This is a genomic window from Mucilaginibacter segetis (assembly GCF_016522075.1).
Classification (GTDB): domain Bacteria; phylum Bacteroidota; class Bacteroidia; order Sphingobacteriales; family Sphingobacteriaceae; genus Mucilaginibacter; species Mucilaginibacter segetis.
This window is the reverse complement of record NZ_JAEHFW010000002.1, coordinates 694,866-711,110: the sequence shown is the minus strand read 5'-3', so window position 1 is coordinate 711,110 and position 16,245 is coordinate 694,866. Positions and strand designations below refer to the sequence as shown.

General features: G+C 37.7%; 15 protein-coding genes. 8 read left to right on the top strand and 7 right to left on the bottom strand.

The window, feature by feature from the left end:
* Positions 1-23: 23 nt before the first annotated feature.
* Entirely contained in the window at positions 24-755 is a 732-nt protein-coding gene (locus I5M19_RS12845) for a collagen-like domain-containing protein (protein ID WP_200066732.1), read from the bottom strand.
* Positions 756-959: 204 nt separating this feature from the next.
* On the opposite strand from I5M19_RS12845, the gene I5M19_RS12840 reads away from it, so the two are divergent.
* Positions 960-1,232 (top strand): hypothetical protein, encoded by a 273-nt coding sequence (locus tag I5M19_RS12840; protein WP_200066731.1) that lies wholly within the window; start codon positions 960-962, stop codon positions 1,230-1,232.
* 61 nt (positions 1,233-1,293) lie between these two features.
* Here I5M19_RS12840 and I5M19_RS12835 read toward each other — a convergent pair whose 3' ends face one another.
* The 3 genes from I5M19_RS12835 to I5M19_RS12825 all read right to left on the bottom strand — a co-directional run bounded on the left by I5M19_RS12835 (position 1,294) and on the right by I5M19_RS12825 (position 6,297).
* A complete protein-coding gene (locus I5M19_RS12835; RefSeq protein ID WP_235985839.1) occupies positions 1,294-3,891 on the bottom strand; it encodes a zinc-dependent metalloprotease in 2,598 nt (865 codons plus the stop codon).
* Positions 3,892-3,983: 92 nt separating this feature from the next.
* Entirely contained in the window at positions 3,984-5,105 is a 1,122-nt protein-coding gene (locus tag I5M19_RS12830) for an aspartyl protease family protein (RefSeq protein WP_200066730.1), read from the bottom strand.
* A 184-nt stretch (positions 5,106-5,289) separates the two neighbouring features.
* On the bottom strand, positions 5,290-6,297 hold the full coding sequence (locus I5M19_RS12825) for a YihY/virulence factor BrkB family protein (protein WP_200066729.1): 1,008 nt from the start codon (positions 6,295-6,297) through the stop codon (positions 5,290-5,292).
* A gap of 56 nt (positions 6,298-6,353) precedes the next feature.
* On the opposite strand from I5M19_RS12825, the gene I5M19_RS12820 reads away from it, so the two are divergent.
* Positions 6,354-6,959 (top strand): phosphoglycerate mutase family protein, encoded by a 606-nt coding sequence (locus I5M19_RS12820; protein ID WP_200066728.1) that lies wholly within the window; start codon positions 6,354-6,356, stop codon positions 6,957-6,959.
* Here I5M19_RS12820 and I5M19_RS12815 read toward each other — a convergent pair whose 3' ends face one another.
* Genes I5M19_RS12815 through porX form a run of 3 tightly spaced genes read right to left on the bottom strand, consistent with a single transcriptional unit; the run spans position 6,960 to position 10,227 of the window.
* Positions 6,960-8,186, bottom strand: a complete 1,227-nt coding sequence (locus I5M19_RS12815; protein WP_200066727.1) for an alanine dehydrogenase — start codon at positions 8,184-8,186, stop codon at positions 6,960-6,962. It lies immediately after the preceding gene.
* A gap of 50 nt (positions 8,187-8,236) precedes the next feature.
* Positions 8,237-8,653 (bottom strand): tRNA (adenosine(37)-N6)-threonylcarbamoyltransferase complex ATPase subunit type 1 TsaE, encoded by a 417-nt coding sequence (gene tsaE / locus I5M19_RS12810; RefSeq protein ID WP_200066726.1) that lies wholly within the window; start codon positions 8,651-8,653, stop codon positions 8,237-8,239.
* A gap of 20 nt (positions 8,654-8,673) precedes the next feature.
* Positions 8,674-10,227 carry a T9SS response regulator signal transducer PorX gene (porX, locus tag I5M19_RS12805; RefSeq protein ID WP_200066725.1) on the bottom strand — a complete coding sequence of 518 codons (1,554 nt, stop codon included), beginning with the start codon at positions 10,225-10,227 and terminating at the stop codon, positions 8,674-8,676.
* Between the two features lie 138 nt (positions 10,228-10,365).
* On the opposite strand from porX, the gene I5M19_RS12800 reads away from it, so the two are divergent.
* The 6 genes from I5M19_RS12800 (at position 10,366) to efp (ending at position 16,231) form a co-directional block, all read left to right on the top strand.
* Positions 10,366-11,595 carry an HD domain-containing protein gene (locus I5M19_RS12800; protein ID WP_200066724.1) on the top strand — a complete coding sequence of 410 codons (1,230 nt, stop codon included), beginning with the start codon at positions 10,366-10,368 and terminating at the stop codon, positions 11,593-11,595.
* An 80-nt stretch (positions 11,596-11,675) separates the two neighbouring features.
* Entirely contained in the window at positions 11,676-12,728 is a 1,053-nt protein-coding gene (lpxD, locus tag I5M19_RS12795) for a UDP-3-O-(3-hydroxymyristoyl)glucosamine N-acyltransferase (protein WP_200066723.1), read from the top strand.
* Between the two features lie 21 nt (positions 12,729-12,749).
* Positions 12,750-14,147: a bifunctional UDP-3-O-[3-hydroxymyristoyl] N-acetylglucosamine deacetylase/3-hydroxyacyl-ACP dehydratase gene (locus I5M19_RS12790; protein WP_200066722.1), complete on the top strand. Its 1,398-nt coding sequence runs from the start codon at positions 12,750-12,752 to the stop codon at positions 14,145-14,147.
* 6 nt (positions 14,148-14,153) lie between these two features.
* Complete coding sequence (gene lpxA, locus I5M19_RS12785) at positions 14,154-14,939, top strand: acyl-ACP--UDP-N-acetylglucosamine O-acyltransferase (protein WP_200066721.1); 786 nt, start codon at positions 14,154-14,156, stop codon at positions 14,937-14,939.
* 19 nt (positions 14,940-14,958) lie between these two features.
* On the top strand, positions 14,959-15,576 hold the full coding sequence (locus I5M19_RS12780; protein WP_200066720.1) for an ABC transporter ATP-binding protein: 618 nt from the start codon (positions 14,959-14,961) through the stop codon (positions 15,574-15,576).
* 91 nt (positions 15,577-15,667) lie between these two features.
* A complete protein-coding gene (gene efp / locus I5M19_RS12775) occupies positions 15,668-16,231 on the top strand; it encodes an elongation factor P (RefSeq protein WP_200066719.1) in 564 nt (187 codons plus the stop codon).
* The last annotated feature ends 14 nt before the right edge of the window (positions 16,232-16,245 follow it).

Below are 16,245 nucleotides of genomic sequence, written 5' to 3'. Positions count from 1 at the left end.
ATATAAATTATCACGAATAATATTTAATTTTTTAACTGTAATGCAGCAGCTACCTGGGCGTAGTTTTTAAAATTAAGATTAGGAGTAGTCATAGATAAATTGGTAAGCGATGATCCGGGTATCACCACTATCCTAAAGTCTAAACCCGAAGCATTAAAATTAGCTTTAATATTAACATACCCTACGCCGTATGATGATAAATTGATAGTTTGCCCATCCTCGCTAAATGGCAAAGCAAAATAACCGGTATTACCAGAAGCTCTAAAATATATCAACACCAGTCCCTTATCAACTATATCCTGTGTAATTGCAGGTATATTAAATGTTGTGTAACCCGTTAAATAAACACTTTGGTTTGTTAATACGAAACTTTGCACATTAGCACTTCCTGCAGGTCCTTGTGGGCCTTCAGGGCCTTGAGCTCCTGTGGCTCCAGTAGCACCGGTAGCTCCCGTAGCGCCAGCCGGGCCTTGTGCGCCCGTGGCTCCTGTGGCACCGGTTGGACCAGCCGGACCCTGCGGACCTGTGGCGCCTGTAGCACCCGTGGCTCCAGTAGCACCGGTTGCGCCAGTAGCTCCGGTTGCTCCTTGCGGACCCTGGGGCCCAGTTGCACCTGTAGCACCGGTTGCGCCGGCATCACCTTTTTCCCCCTGAACGCCCTGAGGACCTTGGGGGCCCGGAGCACCTGTTTTAGTGCAGGCATTCAGGCTTATAGTAGCTATTATTAAAAAAGAAAGTAAAGATTTTATTTTCATACTGAGATCAATAAGGATTTGTTTTACGGATATCCGGCAATTTGGTTTCATAAATGCCTTTTTCCTGAAAATAATTATCTTAATTGTTTTATTTATTTCCAGATGCGGTTTTTAACATCGGCTATTCACAATTGTTAAAAATACTTAACAAAAGGGTTAAACATTTTTAATTTGATTTCGTTAAACATTAAAAAATATTAACCTATGGATAATCTGAGTAAATCATTGCACTCAAAGGTGCATAAATGGATTGATGCAATTGGCTTTAGGCTTAATGCATCACAAACAAATTTCAAAAACAAGATCACTACAAATCATTATTTCTTTGAAACATTTAATTTTATTGAAAGATCAAAAAATAACGATCCAAATAAGGCTAAATTTTTGTGTTTTGATACCTATGGCGAAAAAATGAATGTTAAAACCCTTCTCGACCTTCAATCTGCATTTTTTGAGAACATCAGTCAGTTAAAATAATATATAATAAACAATGCAAAGCCCCGATACCAACACGTATCGGGGCTTTGCATTGTTTAAATTACCAGTTCATATTATTATCCGTTGCTGAATCTGTAAAACCACGGCCTTGTCCGCCGTTATCTACATTTATAACCGGCCTTGTAGGACTTAAAGCTTCTTTTATACGCAACCTCAGGTCGGCATAATGAGCTGCTGTTAATGCATCTCCTCCTCTTGGTAACGTAGCACTTATTTTACTTAGTTCCGCACGTACCATCGGTCTTATATCTGACAGTTCAATGTTTATCGGTGTTAAACCATAATTCGCTAATTGAGACGCAGATGCACCGGGGCGTGATTTATTAGGTTCGTCATTCAATAACCCATTTAAGCTTTCAATATATCCACGTTGTAAATTACGCTGATATTCGTCCGGATTACCTTTAGTAAAGATCCCGTTGCGTAAATCACCTAACATTTCGGCCACGGTATACGCTTTTGAGCCATTTTTGGCTTGGTTATCAAACATTCGGGCCATCCGTGACGGATTAAGCACGTTATTCAATGCATTTACCTGAACAGCTTTAATTCTGCTTATAACTACTCCATTATCAAATTTGCCTAATTCTTCATGGTTTACCAACCACAATGGTGTTTTGAAAACCTGTTGTTTTAAGAATGTCATCGCATCCTCCTGACGGGATTTACTCACAAAATCATAAACAGGCCCCTTTTGATCGTATGTTTTAAAGTTCTCATTCATCCCTCCTATGTTCATGGTAACATGACCTATATACCTATTGAACTGATTGATCACTTCATTGTACAGGGTTTGTACATCATCATACTCCTCACCTTTTTGATATGTCCATTTTTCAATGTTAGGCAGTATGCGTTTAAGGTTGGCAATACCATAGGTACTCGCTTTCATGGCATTATCACCTAAGTCTTCGTTTTGAAGGCGCGGATCTATTGAAGTGCCTTGTCTGCCATAATAATAAAGGGGATTTCCCGCTTTTTGCTTTGTCCATACATCAAGTATTTCTTTCTCTTGTTTTGGTGTTTTATGGCCCGGGAAGTAAGTGTAACCCCACTTAATTGCCCAAAGATCATATTCGCCTATCTGCGGATAAAGATGGGTAACACCATCACCAGGTTGCGCTATATAATTAAAACGCGCATAATCCATTATAGATGGTGCTGTACCATGCTTATCGGTAAATGTTTTTGATCGTAATGAATCAACAGGATAAGCATAGCTTGAACCGAAATTGTGTGGCAAACCCAGGGTGTGGCCAATTTCGTGAGATGACACAAATCGGATAAGTTCGCCCATTTGCTCATCAGTAAATTTGGCCATACGTATTGATGGGTTAACTGCAGCAGTTTGTATAAAGAACCAGTTGCGCAACAAACTCATTACATTGTGATACCAGCCTACATGACTTTCTAATATTTCGCCACTACGCGGATCGGATATATGAGGGCCATAAGCATTTTGTACATCAGATGCGAAATACCTTAATACGCTGTAACGTGCATCTTCTGTACTAAATTCAGGGTCTTGTTCAGGTGTTGGCGCCACTTTACCAACTATTGCATTTTTAAAGCCAGCGGCTTCAAAAGCCTTATTCCAATCGTTTATCCCGGCAATTAAATAAGGCACCCATTTTTTTGGAGTAGCAGGATCAATATAGTAAACTATCTGTTTTTTTGGTTCAACCAATTCGCCGCGTTCGTAAGCAGCTACATCCTTGGGTTCCAACCTCCAGCGATGGATATAGGAGGTTACCTCTGCTTTTTGAGCATCAGTACCATAATCAGTTTGGCGCTGACCAAAAAACCCAACCCTGTCATCACTTAAACGTGGCTCCATAGGAGTTTTAGGTAAAAGTAACATGGAGGTGTTTAACTCGAAAGTTAATGCCCCGTTTGTTTTATCAGTAGGAGAATCACCGGCTTTATAGGTTTTTAACGTACGAGTTTCAATATTTATTGGAAAGCTCTTTATAGTATCAATGTATGAACGTGAGTTATCCAAAGACATTATTTTATATGCTTTTTTTATGCTCTCTGGCAAGCCAATAGCAGGCACGTCTCCATTGTATAAATCTGTTACATCAATTAATACCCCGGTGGTGTCTTTATTATACGCTTTAATATCAAACGAGGCTAATACAGCATCAAGATTGGAATTCTGTACTGACTGATACATGTCACTCGTACTATCAGCCCTGACAGAGTAGCTTGGCACACGAATAAATATTTGCTTATCATGGCGCTCCCATTTCCAAACCTGATCGTTAACTTCCTCGCCGCCATACTGCTGGCCAAAAGATTTTAATCCGGTTGGTGTTTTAACAAACCGTGTAACCACCAGCATTTCGCGGTTGTAAAGTGAGTCGGGTATTTCGAAATAATACTTGCCATCTACATTGTAAGTGTTAAAAAGCCCTTTATCCGCTTTTGTTTTACCTATCAGATCACCAAACTTTTTGATTTCATCTTTCTTCCCTTTACCCACAGTGGCGGTGGAGGTTGAGCCCGTTGGCGTAGTGGTGGTTTTTAATGTAACGGTTGGCACCGCTTCCTTTTTTGTAGCACATGAACTTGCCATTACAGCAAGTGCCATTATAGCTACGTGTAAGCCATTGCTTACCCGTAAAAATCTATTCATTTTTAATAGTTAATAAATTAATTAGTTTTTGGAAAAGCTAAAAATATGGAATATTAACTAATAAAGGCAATAGCAATAGTTTTGTTACGTAATTAAATCCTTCGCTTAAGCGTCAATATTACCTTATCATATACTTTATCATGAAATATTTCCAATAAAATGCTTCGGTCATTTTTAGATTTTAGTATAGCATCAATTTCTTCCACACTCATTTTTACCACTGGTTTGAAATTTATCGAAACTATTTCATCCCCCCCCTCTAAACCTATCTCATCTGCAGGTGAACCAGGTTCAACTCGGCTGATTATTAAATGCTGGTAATTATCTCCGCTAGCATAATACTCCATTCCACTCATATCATGCTCAAACGGATCTTTGAAAGTCCTACCACGCTTAAGATAAAGCAGATTATTGCTGTAATCAAAAATAACAGTAAACTTTTTTAATATACCAATGCCCAAATTGCCATCTCTTGGCACAAAATATGTCCTGTTCGCACTCCCGGAATCCGGAAAAGATGTTATCACATTTTTTATTTTGTATTTACCCAGATCTATCTCATTAATACGGCTTATGTAACCACTTATAGGGCCGTTAAGGGCCACCCCTAAATTAGCTTTTATATACCTTTTGGGCAATCCATGCTTTTTTATCATATTCTCTAATGATAAAGGGTGCCCCGCTCCCAGATCGACCACCAATTTGCTGTTTAACTTTTTACCATCCGGAAATATAATATCAGCATGCATATATGGCTTTTTATCCTCAACGGTAATAGGGATCTTCACACTTCGCCTTAAACCTTTGTTATCCTTTGGACGGCAAACAGTTAAAGTACTGTCGCTAAAATCAATTTTTACGGCCATAGCATTAAAGAAATCATATCCTAACAACCCATGAATAGGCATTCCAACATAACCAGATAAGTTAAAATAATCTTTTTTTAATATAGCTGCTGAAACACCTAAACTATGTAAGCCTGGTAATTCTACATTTAAAGGAGTAGTTACAAAAGCCTCGTAATCACCATCATCACCAAGTCCGGTTAGCTTTATGGTACGTTTCTGAACAAGGTTAATAGAATCAACCATTTTCGGGTCTGTCATTAGCATCAGCCCAACACCAGTATCCAATACAAAATTAAAGGGACCCTTTCCATTAATATTTAGCTTAATAATAACCATATTACGCACAATGCGAAAAGGAATATTCACATTTCTACGGCTACTATCTAATTGAAAAAATTGCGCACAGGCTGACATGCATACACAGCAAAGTAATATACTAAGCCATAGATGTTTTAATTTAAAATTATACGGATAGGCTAACAAATCATTAAAATTGGCAGCTTAAATTTACATTATTATTTAATAATGTATAACACCTCGTAACTGCCTACTAATTATTTTTCTTAAGCTTTTTAACCTCTTTATCCTCGTCGCATTTAAGATGGCCCTCAAGTTGCGGATTTTGGGCAGGTAAATCTTTTACAACCCTTTCCACTTCGGTTTGCTTAACATGTACGGCATAATCAGCTGGCTCAATGCGGCTACCTATAGCTTCAGCATAAACCTGTGTAAATTCAGCACCCATATATAAAATAGCCGCGGTATAATATATCCATACCAGTATCACTATTAATGATCCTGCCGCACCATATGTTGAGCTTTGTGCAGTATACTGAATGTAAAGCCCTATTATATATTGACCTATCATAAATAATATAGCGGTGAAGAACGCCCCTGAGCGTACATCCTTCCACTTTATTTTTACATCGGGCAGAAATTTAAATATAATGCCGAAAAGCACGGAAATAACAATAAGTGTAATACCTAAGTTAACAACTTGCAATAACAAACCAGTAACCGCAGGTAAAAAATGTTCTATCCTTTCACTCAATGCTTTCATTATTAAATTAATCAATAAAGAAGCAAGTAATAAAAACCCCAGACTTACAATAAGTGAAAATGAAAGAAACCGGTTTGTTAAAAGTTTAACCCATCCGCGTTTTGGCTTAGCTTTTACACGCCAAATAATATTTAAGGAGTCCTGTATCTCCACAAATATACTGCTTGCTCCAAGCAATAGTGTTGCAACTCCAATAACCACAGCAATACCGGTTTTGCCGGAGAGTGCAAGATTTTTTAACATTTCCTGTATTTGCATTGCCGCTTTTGAGCCAACGTAATGTTCAATTTCAGGATATAGGCGATTAGTGGCCGCATCCGTTCCTAAAAACAATCCTGCGAGCGAAATGATCAGTATAAGTAATGGCCCTAATGAAAAAACTGTATAATATGCTAATGAGGCACTTAATTTTAAGCCATTATCCCTTCCAAAACCACTGAATGTAGCCATTAATACTTTCCATAACTGCTTTAGATAATCTTTGCTTAAAAACTTCATATTAAATCGAATATATTTGTTAAGTATGTTTGTTTTTTAAATGATAACACCATTTTATGAAAAATGTATTTGTGAATGCAAAATTTTTCAAGCTGCTGTTAATTTGTTTGTTACTGAACAATTATAATGCCTTAGCTCAAAAAACTACTATTTGGATAGTACGCCATGCCGAAAAAGCAAAAACAAGTACCGGCGATGATGATCCTTCTTTAACTGCTGAAGGACAACAAAGAGCCAAAGATTTAGCTAACGAACTTAAGCATAAGCATATAAAAGCCATTTACGTTACTAATTATAAACGAACAGGGCAAACTGCTAAGCCACTTGCTGTAAAAAATAAAATTTTACCACGTGAGTATACCGGCGACATTAAAAAATTCGCTGATGTCATTTACAGAAATTTCAGAGGAAAAAATGTTTTAATTATAGGGCATAGTAATACCGTTATGCCATTGCTTGCCGCATTTGGTGCTGATACACCATTTACAACTTTAAATGAGGGTGATTACGACATGCTTTTTAAAGTAACTAAAAAGGAATCGGGTGAAACCGAATTGGAGGTAACCTATTTCGGAGCTAATCATCACGTGTCTGAACTGCCTGAAAAATACAAACCCGAAGTTACACATCCTGAAATAATCAGACCATTTACTAACTTTTGATCAGTGGTTTGATACCACCAGCAGATCAAGATCTTTACAGGGAATGGAGAACCTTTCGGCTATGTGTTTATTTGTAAGATGGCCCTGATATATATACACCGCATTACGTATTCCGGCCTTCTTCCATATTACATTTTTAAGCCCTCCCTGCTCCCCTATATCCAACAGTATAGGTGAAAAAATATTAGTAAGCGCGTATGTTGCGGTTCTGGCTACCCTTGATGCGATATTAGGCACACAGTAATGTATCACATCATACTTCCTGAAAACCGGATGTGTATGGTTAGTAACTTCAGATGTTTCAAAACATCCTCCCTGATCGATACTTACGTCAATTATCACAGAGTTGGGTTTCATACGGCTTACCGTTGCTTCCGATACAATACACGGGCTGCGCCCATCAGCAGCACGCATTGCTCCGATAGCTACATCACAAGTGGTAATAGCCTTTTCTAATACAATTGGCTGCACTACCGATGTAAACACCCTGCTGCCAATATTATTTTGCAAGCGACGTAATTTATAAATAGATGGATCGAAAACCTTTACTTCTGCACCTAATGAGATAGCAGTACGCGCGGCATATTCACCAACAGTACCTGCTCCTAATATTACAATTTCAGTAGGAGGTACCCCTGTTATACCACCAAGCATTAATCCTTTCCCATCAAATATATTGCTTAGATATTCAGCTGCAATTAATACAGATGTGGCACCTACTATTTCGCTCATAGCCCTTACTACAGCCAATGAGCCACCTTCGTCCTGTAAATGTTCAAAACAAAGTGCTGTTATTTTTTTATTGATTAGCGCGTGTAAGCATTCGGCTTTTAAGGTTGACAGTTGCAAAGCCGAAATAAGCAATTGGCCGGGTTTCATCATTTCTATCTCGGCCATGGTGGGCGGAGCAATTTTAATAATGATGTCTGCTTCATAAATACGTTTAGTATCATATATTATTTGCGCGCCCTGCTCACTATAGTTATTATCGGAAAAGTTGGCGGCCTGCCCTGCATTACTCTCCATCATTACCTGATGCCCATTATTAATTAATAATGCTACGGAAAGTGGGGTTAAGGCAATTCTGTTTTCCTGAAAAGAGACCTCTTTCGGTATTCCTATATAAAGCTTATTCTTTTTGTTCTTAACCTCCAGCATTGACTCTTGGGGTTGCATCATTGCCTGTTTAGCAACATCAGAAAACCCAGTATATTTCCCTGAACTCATGTTATGTTTTTTTCCGGATGATGAAGTTAAGCAAAAAAAGGAATTGAATATTAAATATTTTCAACAGTGATCTCTCTGATACCTTTTGCCGATACGCGTATTTTTACTGTATTATAATGTTCAGGCAGCAGATCGGGTATTTTTTCGGGCCACTCTATAAAACAATAGTTGCCAGAGTAGAAATACTCTTCGTATCCCATGTCTAAGGCTTCCGTTTGGTTTTTGAGTCTATAAAAATCAAAATGAAAAACCGGCCCCATATTACCTGAATATTCATTAACAATGGAAAAAGTAGGACTGGTTACCCCTTCCGGAATACCTAATTTTTCGCATAAGGCCTTAATAAGCGTTGTTTTACCCGAGCCCATGTCTCCGTAAAACAGAAAGATTTTATTATCCCTGCTAAAATTTATAATCGCTGTAGCAATGGCCGGAAGGTCGGCAATGGAGTTTATATGTAAATCCACGAGGAAACTTTCAATTAATTTTATTTTGGACCATAAGTTACAACAGGAATAATCATTTCTTCAAGTGATATGCCTCCGTGCTGAAAAGTTTCATTATAAAAATTAACAAAATGATTATAGTTATTAGGGTAAACAAAATAACTATCGCCCTTTGCAAAAACAAAACTAGAACTTACATGAAGTTTTGGAAGCATAGCATCATGCGGGTTACGGATATGAAACACTTCTTTTGCATTGTAGTTTAAATTTTTACCCTGCTTATAACGTAAATTAGTATTGGTATTACGATCACCAATAATTTTACTTGGATTTTTGACACGAATAGTACCATGGTCTGTAGTAATGATAACTCTTACCTGCTTTTGCGCTAAAAACTTTAACAATTCAAATAACGGTGAATGTTCAAACCATGATAGAGTAAGTGAGCGATACGCGGCATCATCACTTGCCAGTTCGCGGATCATTTGCATATCTGTACGAGCATGAGACAACATATCAACAAAGTTGTATACCACCACATTAAGCTCGTTACTCATCAGGTTATTTACAGACTCGTTTAACGCTCGTCCCTCATCAATATTCAATATTTTATGATAAGAATGTTTAATATCTTTTCGTAATGTTCTTTTTAATTGGTCGGTAATAAAATCAGCCTCATATAAATTTTTGCCGCCCTCATCCTCGTCATTTTGCCACATCCCGGGGTAACGTTTTTCCATATCAAGCGGCATCAAACCCGAAAATATTGAATTGCGCGCATATTGGGTTGCTGTTGGCAGTATACTATAATAGGTATCTTCCTCCTCTAATCTAAAATATTCGGATATTATAGGATTAATAATCTTAAACTGGTCAAAGCGCAAATTATCTATCAAAATAAAAAAAAGCGGGCCTTTACCATCCAACTTTGGAAACACTTTCTTTTTAAATAATTGCGGAGATAATGTAGGTGCGTTATCGATATCTTTTACCCAGTTCAGGTAATTTTTCTCTACAAATTTGCAAAACTGAACATTTGCTTCAGCTTTTTGCAATGTTAATATCTCATGCATTCCTGCATCTTCCAACCGCTCCAATTCCAACTCCCAATAAATTAGTTTTTTATAAACATCAACCCACTCCTGATAGTTTAGGTTATCATTTAATGTCATGCCCAGATTTCTGAAATCCTGTTGATAGGCCATGGTAGTTTTTTCAGTAACCAGGCGTTTGTTTTCGGTAAGGCGCTTTATAGTTAGCAAAATTTGTTTTGGATGTACCGGTTTTATCAGGTAGTCATCAATCTTGGAACCAATAGCATCTTCCATTAAATACTCTTCCTCATTTTTTGTGATCAGTACTATAGGAATGTCACTTTTTATATTTTTTATTTGGGACAAGGTTTCAAGCCCGGTTAAGCCAGGCATATTCTCATCTAAAAAGACGAGGTCAAAAAAGTTTTTTCTGAATTCATCTACAGCATCGGTACCATTTGTAACAGTTGTAACCTTGTATCCTTTTTCATTCAGAAATAATACATGAGGTTTTAACAGATCAATTTCGTCATCGGCCCATAATATGGTAGTATCCTGCATAATATATTTAATTTTGTTCCGATATAACCCCTCGGTAAAGTTTTTGTTGTAAAAATATATAAACCATTAACATAAATTAACAATTATACTGTGCATGTTTTGTCATAAATTAACACATTTGCATACTTTATAGCTACTTTGAATAAAAAGAAAATAATAAATGATCCGGTTTACGGATTCATAAGCATCCCATCAGAACTGGTTTTTGACCTGATAGAACATCCATTTTTTCAGCGCCTGCGTTATATTAAGCAGCTGGGAATGACGCATTTAGTGTATCCAGGCGCCTTACACACGCGCTTTCATCACGCCATTGGGGCCATGCATTTGATGGGTACTGCAATTGAAACACTATGTAATAAAGGCTTATCTATTACTACCGAAGAAAAAGAGGGTTTGACAATAGCCATTCTTTTGCATGACATAGGCCACGGGCCATTCTCGCACGCACTTGAGCAAACTATAGTAGAAGATATTGATCATGAAGATATATCCTTGTTATTAATGGATAAATTAAATGAACAATTTAGCGGTCGTTTAACATTGGCTATAAGTATATTTAAAGGAACGCATCCTAAAAAATTCTTACATCAGTTGGTTTCAAGCCAGCTTGACATGGATAGAATGGATTACCTTAATCGCGACAGTTTTTTTACCGGCGTATCAGAAGGGGTAATAAGTTCTGACCGGATCATCAAAATGCTCAATGTAAAAAATGATAGCATAACGGTTGAAGAAAAGGGAATATATTCTATAGAAAAATTTTTGATAGCCCGACGCTTAATGTACTGGCAAGTGTATCTGCACAAAACAGTTATAGCTGCTGAACAGTTGCTTTGTAAAATATTCAAACGCAGCCGTGAACTATCCTTAAGCGGTAAAAAGTTCCCTATAACACCCGCTTTAAGTTTCTTTTTAGAGAAAGTTATATCTAAAGAAGAGTTTATGGCAAACCAGTCGTACTTAAATACTTTTGCGTTATTAGATGACACGGATGTAATGGCAGCAGTTAAAATCTGGGCAAATAGCGATGATTTTGTCTTAAAAACATTATGTCACAACCTAATTAACAGAAAACTTTTTCACGTTGATATAACTGCGGAAGCGCCCAAAGAAGAATTTATTGACAACCATATTAAAAAGGCCATTAAAAAGTATAATATAACAGCCAACGAAGCATCATATTTTGTATTTACAGATAATATACGCAATAATGCGTACAACAAGGGAGATGGTAATATCCATATATTAATGAAGAATGGTGACATTACGGATATAACTCTTGCAAGTGACAATTCGAATCTAGAAGCTTTGTCAAAAACTGTAAAAAAATATATATTTTGTTATGCTAAGGACCTAATCGATTGATATTAAACCATCTTTATTAGCGTTTATTTGGATACCTTTTCACATAAATACAATTAAATAAATAACTATAAATTTGTAAAATGCAATTTACTGCCAAGGATATAGCTTTACTGCTCAATGGAACTATTGAAGGTGACCCATTAGCTGAGGTAAATCATTTAGCAAAAATAGAAGAGGCAGGAAAGGGGGCGTTGTCATTTTTGGCAAATAATAAATATGAGCAATATTTATATACTTCTAATGCGTCAGTAATTATTGTCAATAATGGGCAAAAGTTATCCAAGCAAGTTTATTCTACTTTAATAAGAGTTGAAGACGCTTATAATGCATTTTCGGTGCTTTTAGAAAAATATAATACGATAAAGCTTAATAAAACCGGTATAGAAGAACCCTCGTTTATCCATCCTACAGTAAAAAACGGTAAAAATTTATATATAGGCGCGTTTGCATATCTTAGTCAGGATGTAAAAATTGGCGATAATTGCAAAATATATCCGGGTTGTTATGTTGGTGACAATGTAACACTTGGTAATAATGTAACATTGTTTCCAGGCGTTAAAATTTATTTCGATTGTTTTATTGGCAGTAATGTTGTTATACATTCAGGAGCTATAATAGGCAGTGACGGATTTGGATTTGCTCCCAATAAAAACGGCTCATATACCAAAATAGCCCAAATAGGGAATGTTATTGTAGAGGATGATGTGGAAATAGGTTCAAATACAACTATTGACCGGGCTACCATGGGTTCAACAGTTATTGGAAAAGGTGTTAAAATAGACAACCTGGTGCAGATAGCACACAATGTGGAAATTGGTACTAATACCGTTATAGCCGGACAAGCTGGTATATCAGGCAGTACTAAAATAGGAGAACGGGTAGTTATAGGCGGCCAGGTAGGATTTGCCGGCCATTTAGCTATAGCCGATGGCAGTCAGTTCGGGGCGCAAACTGGTATTAACCGATCAGTTAAAATCCCGGATAAACAATGGGGTGGGAGCCCTTATCAGGCATATAAAGACTACCTGCGCTCACATGTAAACATACGCCGATTACCTGAGCTGGAGAAAAGAGTTACCGAACTTGAACAAATAATAACCGGATTACGTGAAAAAAATGCAGGGTCAGCATAAATAGGCTCAGCACTCAAAGTTATGAATGTAAAACAAAGAACTATTAAATCGCCTGTATCCATATCAGGCACCGGATTACACACAGGAGAAAGCGTTACCATGACGTTTAACCCTGCCGCTGAAAAACATGGATATAAATTTCGCAGGATAGATTTGCCGGGGATGCCCATAATTGACGCTGACGTTGACTACGTTACTGATACCTCACGTGGTACCACACTTACTCAAAACGGCGCAAGCGTAAGTACTGTTGAACATGTGCTGGCTGCTTTAGTTGGTTTGGAAATAGACAATGTTTTGATTGATATGAACGGTCCTGAAACCCCTATAATGGATGGTAGTGCCATTAAATTTATTGATGCAATATCATCAGTTGGGTTTACCGAGCAAGATGCCGACCGCGAATACTATCATATACCTTATAATATACATTATTCCGAACCTGAGCGTAAAGTTGAAATGGTAGCAATGCCTTTAGACGATGATTATCGTTTTACTTGCATGGTCGATTATAATTCGCAAGTTTTAGGCAGTCAACACGCAAGCATTTCTACTATTACTGAATTTAAAAAAGAAATAGCATCCAGTCGTACTTTTTGTTTTTTACATGAGTTAGAGGCGCTTTTAAAACATGACCTTATAAAAGGCGGAGATTTAAATAACGCTATAGTTGTTGTAGATAAAAATGTTGACGAAGAGGAATTGGCGCATTTGGCTAAGTTATTTAATCGTAAAGATATTAGTGTAGCCCCTCAAGGTATATTGAATAATATCGAACTTCGGCATCAAAATGAACCCGCACGTCATAAATTACTGGATATGATTGGCGATCTGGCATTGGTAGGCGTACCGCTTAAAGGTCATATTATGGCTGCCCGGCCGGGGCATGCGGCTAATGTCGCCTTTGCTAAAAAGATAAAAGCCCTGGTAAAAAAAGAACGTAGTCGTAAGCATATTAAAGTTTACGACCCAAATATGAAACCGGTTTATGATACGGTTCAAATAATGGAGATATTGCCGCATCGACCACCAATGCTTTTGATAGATAAGATATTAGAACTTACAAAAACACATGTAGTAGGTTTAAAAGCGGTGACTATGAACGAGCCTTTCTTTGTGGGTCACTTTCCGGGGGCACCTGTTATGCCGGGTGTTTTGCAAATTGAAGCTATGGCGCAAACAGGAGGCATTTTAGTACTTAATACTGTTCCGGACCCTGAAAACTGGCTTACTTTATTCCTGAAAATTGAAAATGCTCGTTTTAAAGATAAGGTTTTACCCGGTGATACGTTAATTTTCCGATGTGACCTGCTTGCGCCTATCCGTAGAGGTATTGCGCAAATGAAAGGCATTGGAATGGTAGGCGAAAAAATTGTAGTTGAGGCTGAACTTATGGCTCAGATAGTTAAATATAAATAGTATAGTATGATACAACCCCTGGCATATATACATCCTCAGGCCAAAATAGCCGATAACGTAGTTATTGAACCTTTTGTTACTATACATAAGGATGTAGAGGTAGGTGAAGGAACTTGGATAGGATCAAACTCTGTAATTATGGATGGTGCGCGTATAGGTAAAAATTGCAGGATATTTCCGGGGGCTGTTGTGTCTGCTCCACCCCAGGACCTGAAATATAAAGGCGAGCCGAGCACTGTTACTGTGGGGGACAATACGGTTATTCGCGAGTGTGTAACCCTGAACCGGGGCACTGCACTTGATAAGAATACCACTACAATTGGCAGTAATTGTCTTTTAATGGCTTATGTACACGTTGCGCATGACTGCATAATAGGCGATAATGTAATTATCGCCAATGCAGTACAGCTTGCCGGTCATATTAACGTATATGATTATGCCTTTATAGGCGGCACCTCAGCAGTACATCAGTTTGTGGAAATAGGCGCTCATAGCATGATATCGGGCGGCTCCCTGGTTCGTAAAGATGTTCCTCCTTTTACTAAAGCCGGCCGTGAACCTTTATCCTATATTGGAATAAACTCAGTAGGCTTGCGCCGCCGTGGGTACCCGGCCACCACTATTAATGAGATTCAGGAGATCTATCGTATCATTTTTCTGAAAAAATATAACATCACTAAAGCGCTTGATATTATTGAAGCAGAGTTTAACCCTACAATTGAGCGCGACGAGATTATCAACTTTGTACAAAATTCACAACGCGGTATTATGAAAGGTTTCGGCAATACATGATTGCGCCCGGGCAAAACCTATGAATATCATACTCGAAAATATTGGCCGCAGGTTTAATCGTGAATGGATATTCAAAGGAGTTGATTATTCTTTTAACCATACCGACCGTTATGCTATATTAGGCCCTAACGGCTCCGGAAAATCTACCCTGTTACAAATATTGAACGGAAGCCTCACCCCATCAGCTGGTACTATAAAATATAATTATAACGGACAAATAATTGAGGAAGACAAGGCATTTGGTTATTTGAGCATGGCTGCTCCATATTTAGAGTTGATTGAAGAATTCAGTCTAAATGAAATGGTTGATTTTCATTTTAAATTCAAATCCTACCGAGTGGGAATGGATAAAACTGCTGTTGCCGAGATTTTAAATTTATCCGGAAGTAAAAACAAACTGATTAAGTACTTTTCTTCAGGCATGAAACAACGCCTCAAACTAACTCTGGCTTTTTGTTCAGACACCCCAATGTTAATGCTTGATGAGCCAACCTCTAATCTGGATACGCAGGGAATTGATTGGTATTTAAGTCTGGTTGAAAAATTTAGTGTAAACAGGTTAACTATAGTATGCTCAAATCAGGAACATGAATATGGTTTCTGCAATAAATTTCTTGATATAACCGATTATAAATAGAGCACTGTTGCAACTACATTTTGCCTAAACAACCCCGCTCTTGTTTCTTTGCCGTCATATAAGTAATTTTGCCCCTCAATTATAATATTTTATGGCAAAAGCATCCGATATAAAAAATGGCAACATACTTCGTTTTAATGGCGAACTGGTACAGGTAGAAGATTTTTTACACCGTACACCAGGAAACCTGCGTGCGTTTTACCAGGCCCGCATGCGAAATATTAAAACCGGTAAATTAGTTGAATATCGTTTCCGTACAGACGAAGATGTAGATATAGCACGTGTAGAGACGAATGACTATCAATATCTTTACGAAGACGGCGATGCATTGGTGGTAATGGACAACACTACTTTTGAACAATATAATATCCCCAAGGAATTATTTGGCAGTGGCGTAAAATTTATTAAAGAAGGTATGAATGTTATCGTATCTTTTGAAAGTGAAGAACCAATAATCGGATCGGTGCCGGGTTCTGCGGAATTAGAGGTTACTTATACTGAGCCTGCCGTAAAAGGTGATACTTCAAGCGGAGCATTAAAAAGTGCGACTTTAGAAACAGGGGCAGAGATACGCGTACCGTTATTTATTAATATCGGCGATAGGGTAAAAGTTGATACCACATCCGGCTCGTATGTTGAGCGCGCAAAAAGTTAAACTTTACTTTAACA

Bases quoted from the DNA above. Each gene is read 5' to 3' on its own strand.
- I5M19_RS12845 (WP_200066732.1), bottom strand. From the start codon at position 755: ATGAAAATAAAATCTTTACTTTCTTTTTTAATAATAGCTACTATAAGC.
- I5M19_RS12840 (WP_200066731.1), top strand. From the start codon at position 960: ATGGATAATCTGAGTAAATCATTGCACTCAAAGGTGCATAAATGGATT.
- I5M19_RS12835 (WP_235985839.1), bottom strand. From the start codon at position 3,891: ATGAATAGATTTTTACGGGTAAGCAATGGCTTACACGTAGCTATAATG.
- I5M19_RS12825 (WP_200066729.1), bottom strand. From the start codon at position 6,297: ATGAAGTTTTTAAGCAAAGATTATCTAAAGCAGTTATGGAAAGTATTA.
- I5M19_RS12820 (WP_200066728.1), top strand. From the start codon at position 6,354: ATGAAAAATGTATTTGTGAATGCAAAATTTTTCAAGCTGCTGTTAATT.
- I5M19_RS12815 (WP_200066727.1), bottom strand. From the start codon at position 8,186: ATGAGTTCAGGGAAATATACTGGGTTTTCTGATGTTGCTAAACAGGCA.
- porX (WP_200066725.1), bottom strand. From the start codon at position 10,227: ATGCAGGATACTACCATATTATGGGCCGATGACGAAATTGATCTGTTA.
- lpxD (WP_200066723.1), top strand. From the start codon at position 11,676: ATGCAATTTACTGCCAAGGATATAGCTTTACTGCTCAATGGAACTATT.
- I5M19_RS12790 (WP_200066722.1), top strand. From the start codon at position 12,750: ATGAATGTAAAACAAAGAACTATTAAATCGCCTGTATCCATATCAGGC.
- lpxA (WP_200066721.1), top strand. From the start codon at position 14,154: ATGATACAACCCCTGGCATATATACATCCTCAGGCCAAAATAGCCGAT.
- I5M19_RS12780 (WP_200066720.1), top strand. From the start codon at position 14,959: ATGAATATCATACTCGAAAATATTGGCCGCAGGTTTAATCGTGAATGG.
- efp (WP_200066719.1), top strand. From the start codon at position 15,668: ATGGCAAAAGCATCCGATATAAAAAATGGCAACATACTTCGTTTTAAT.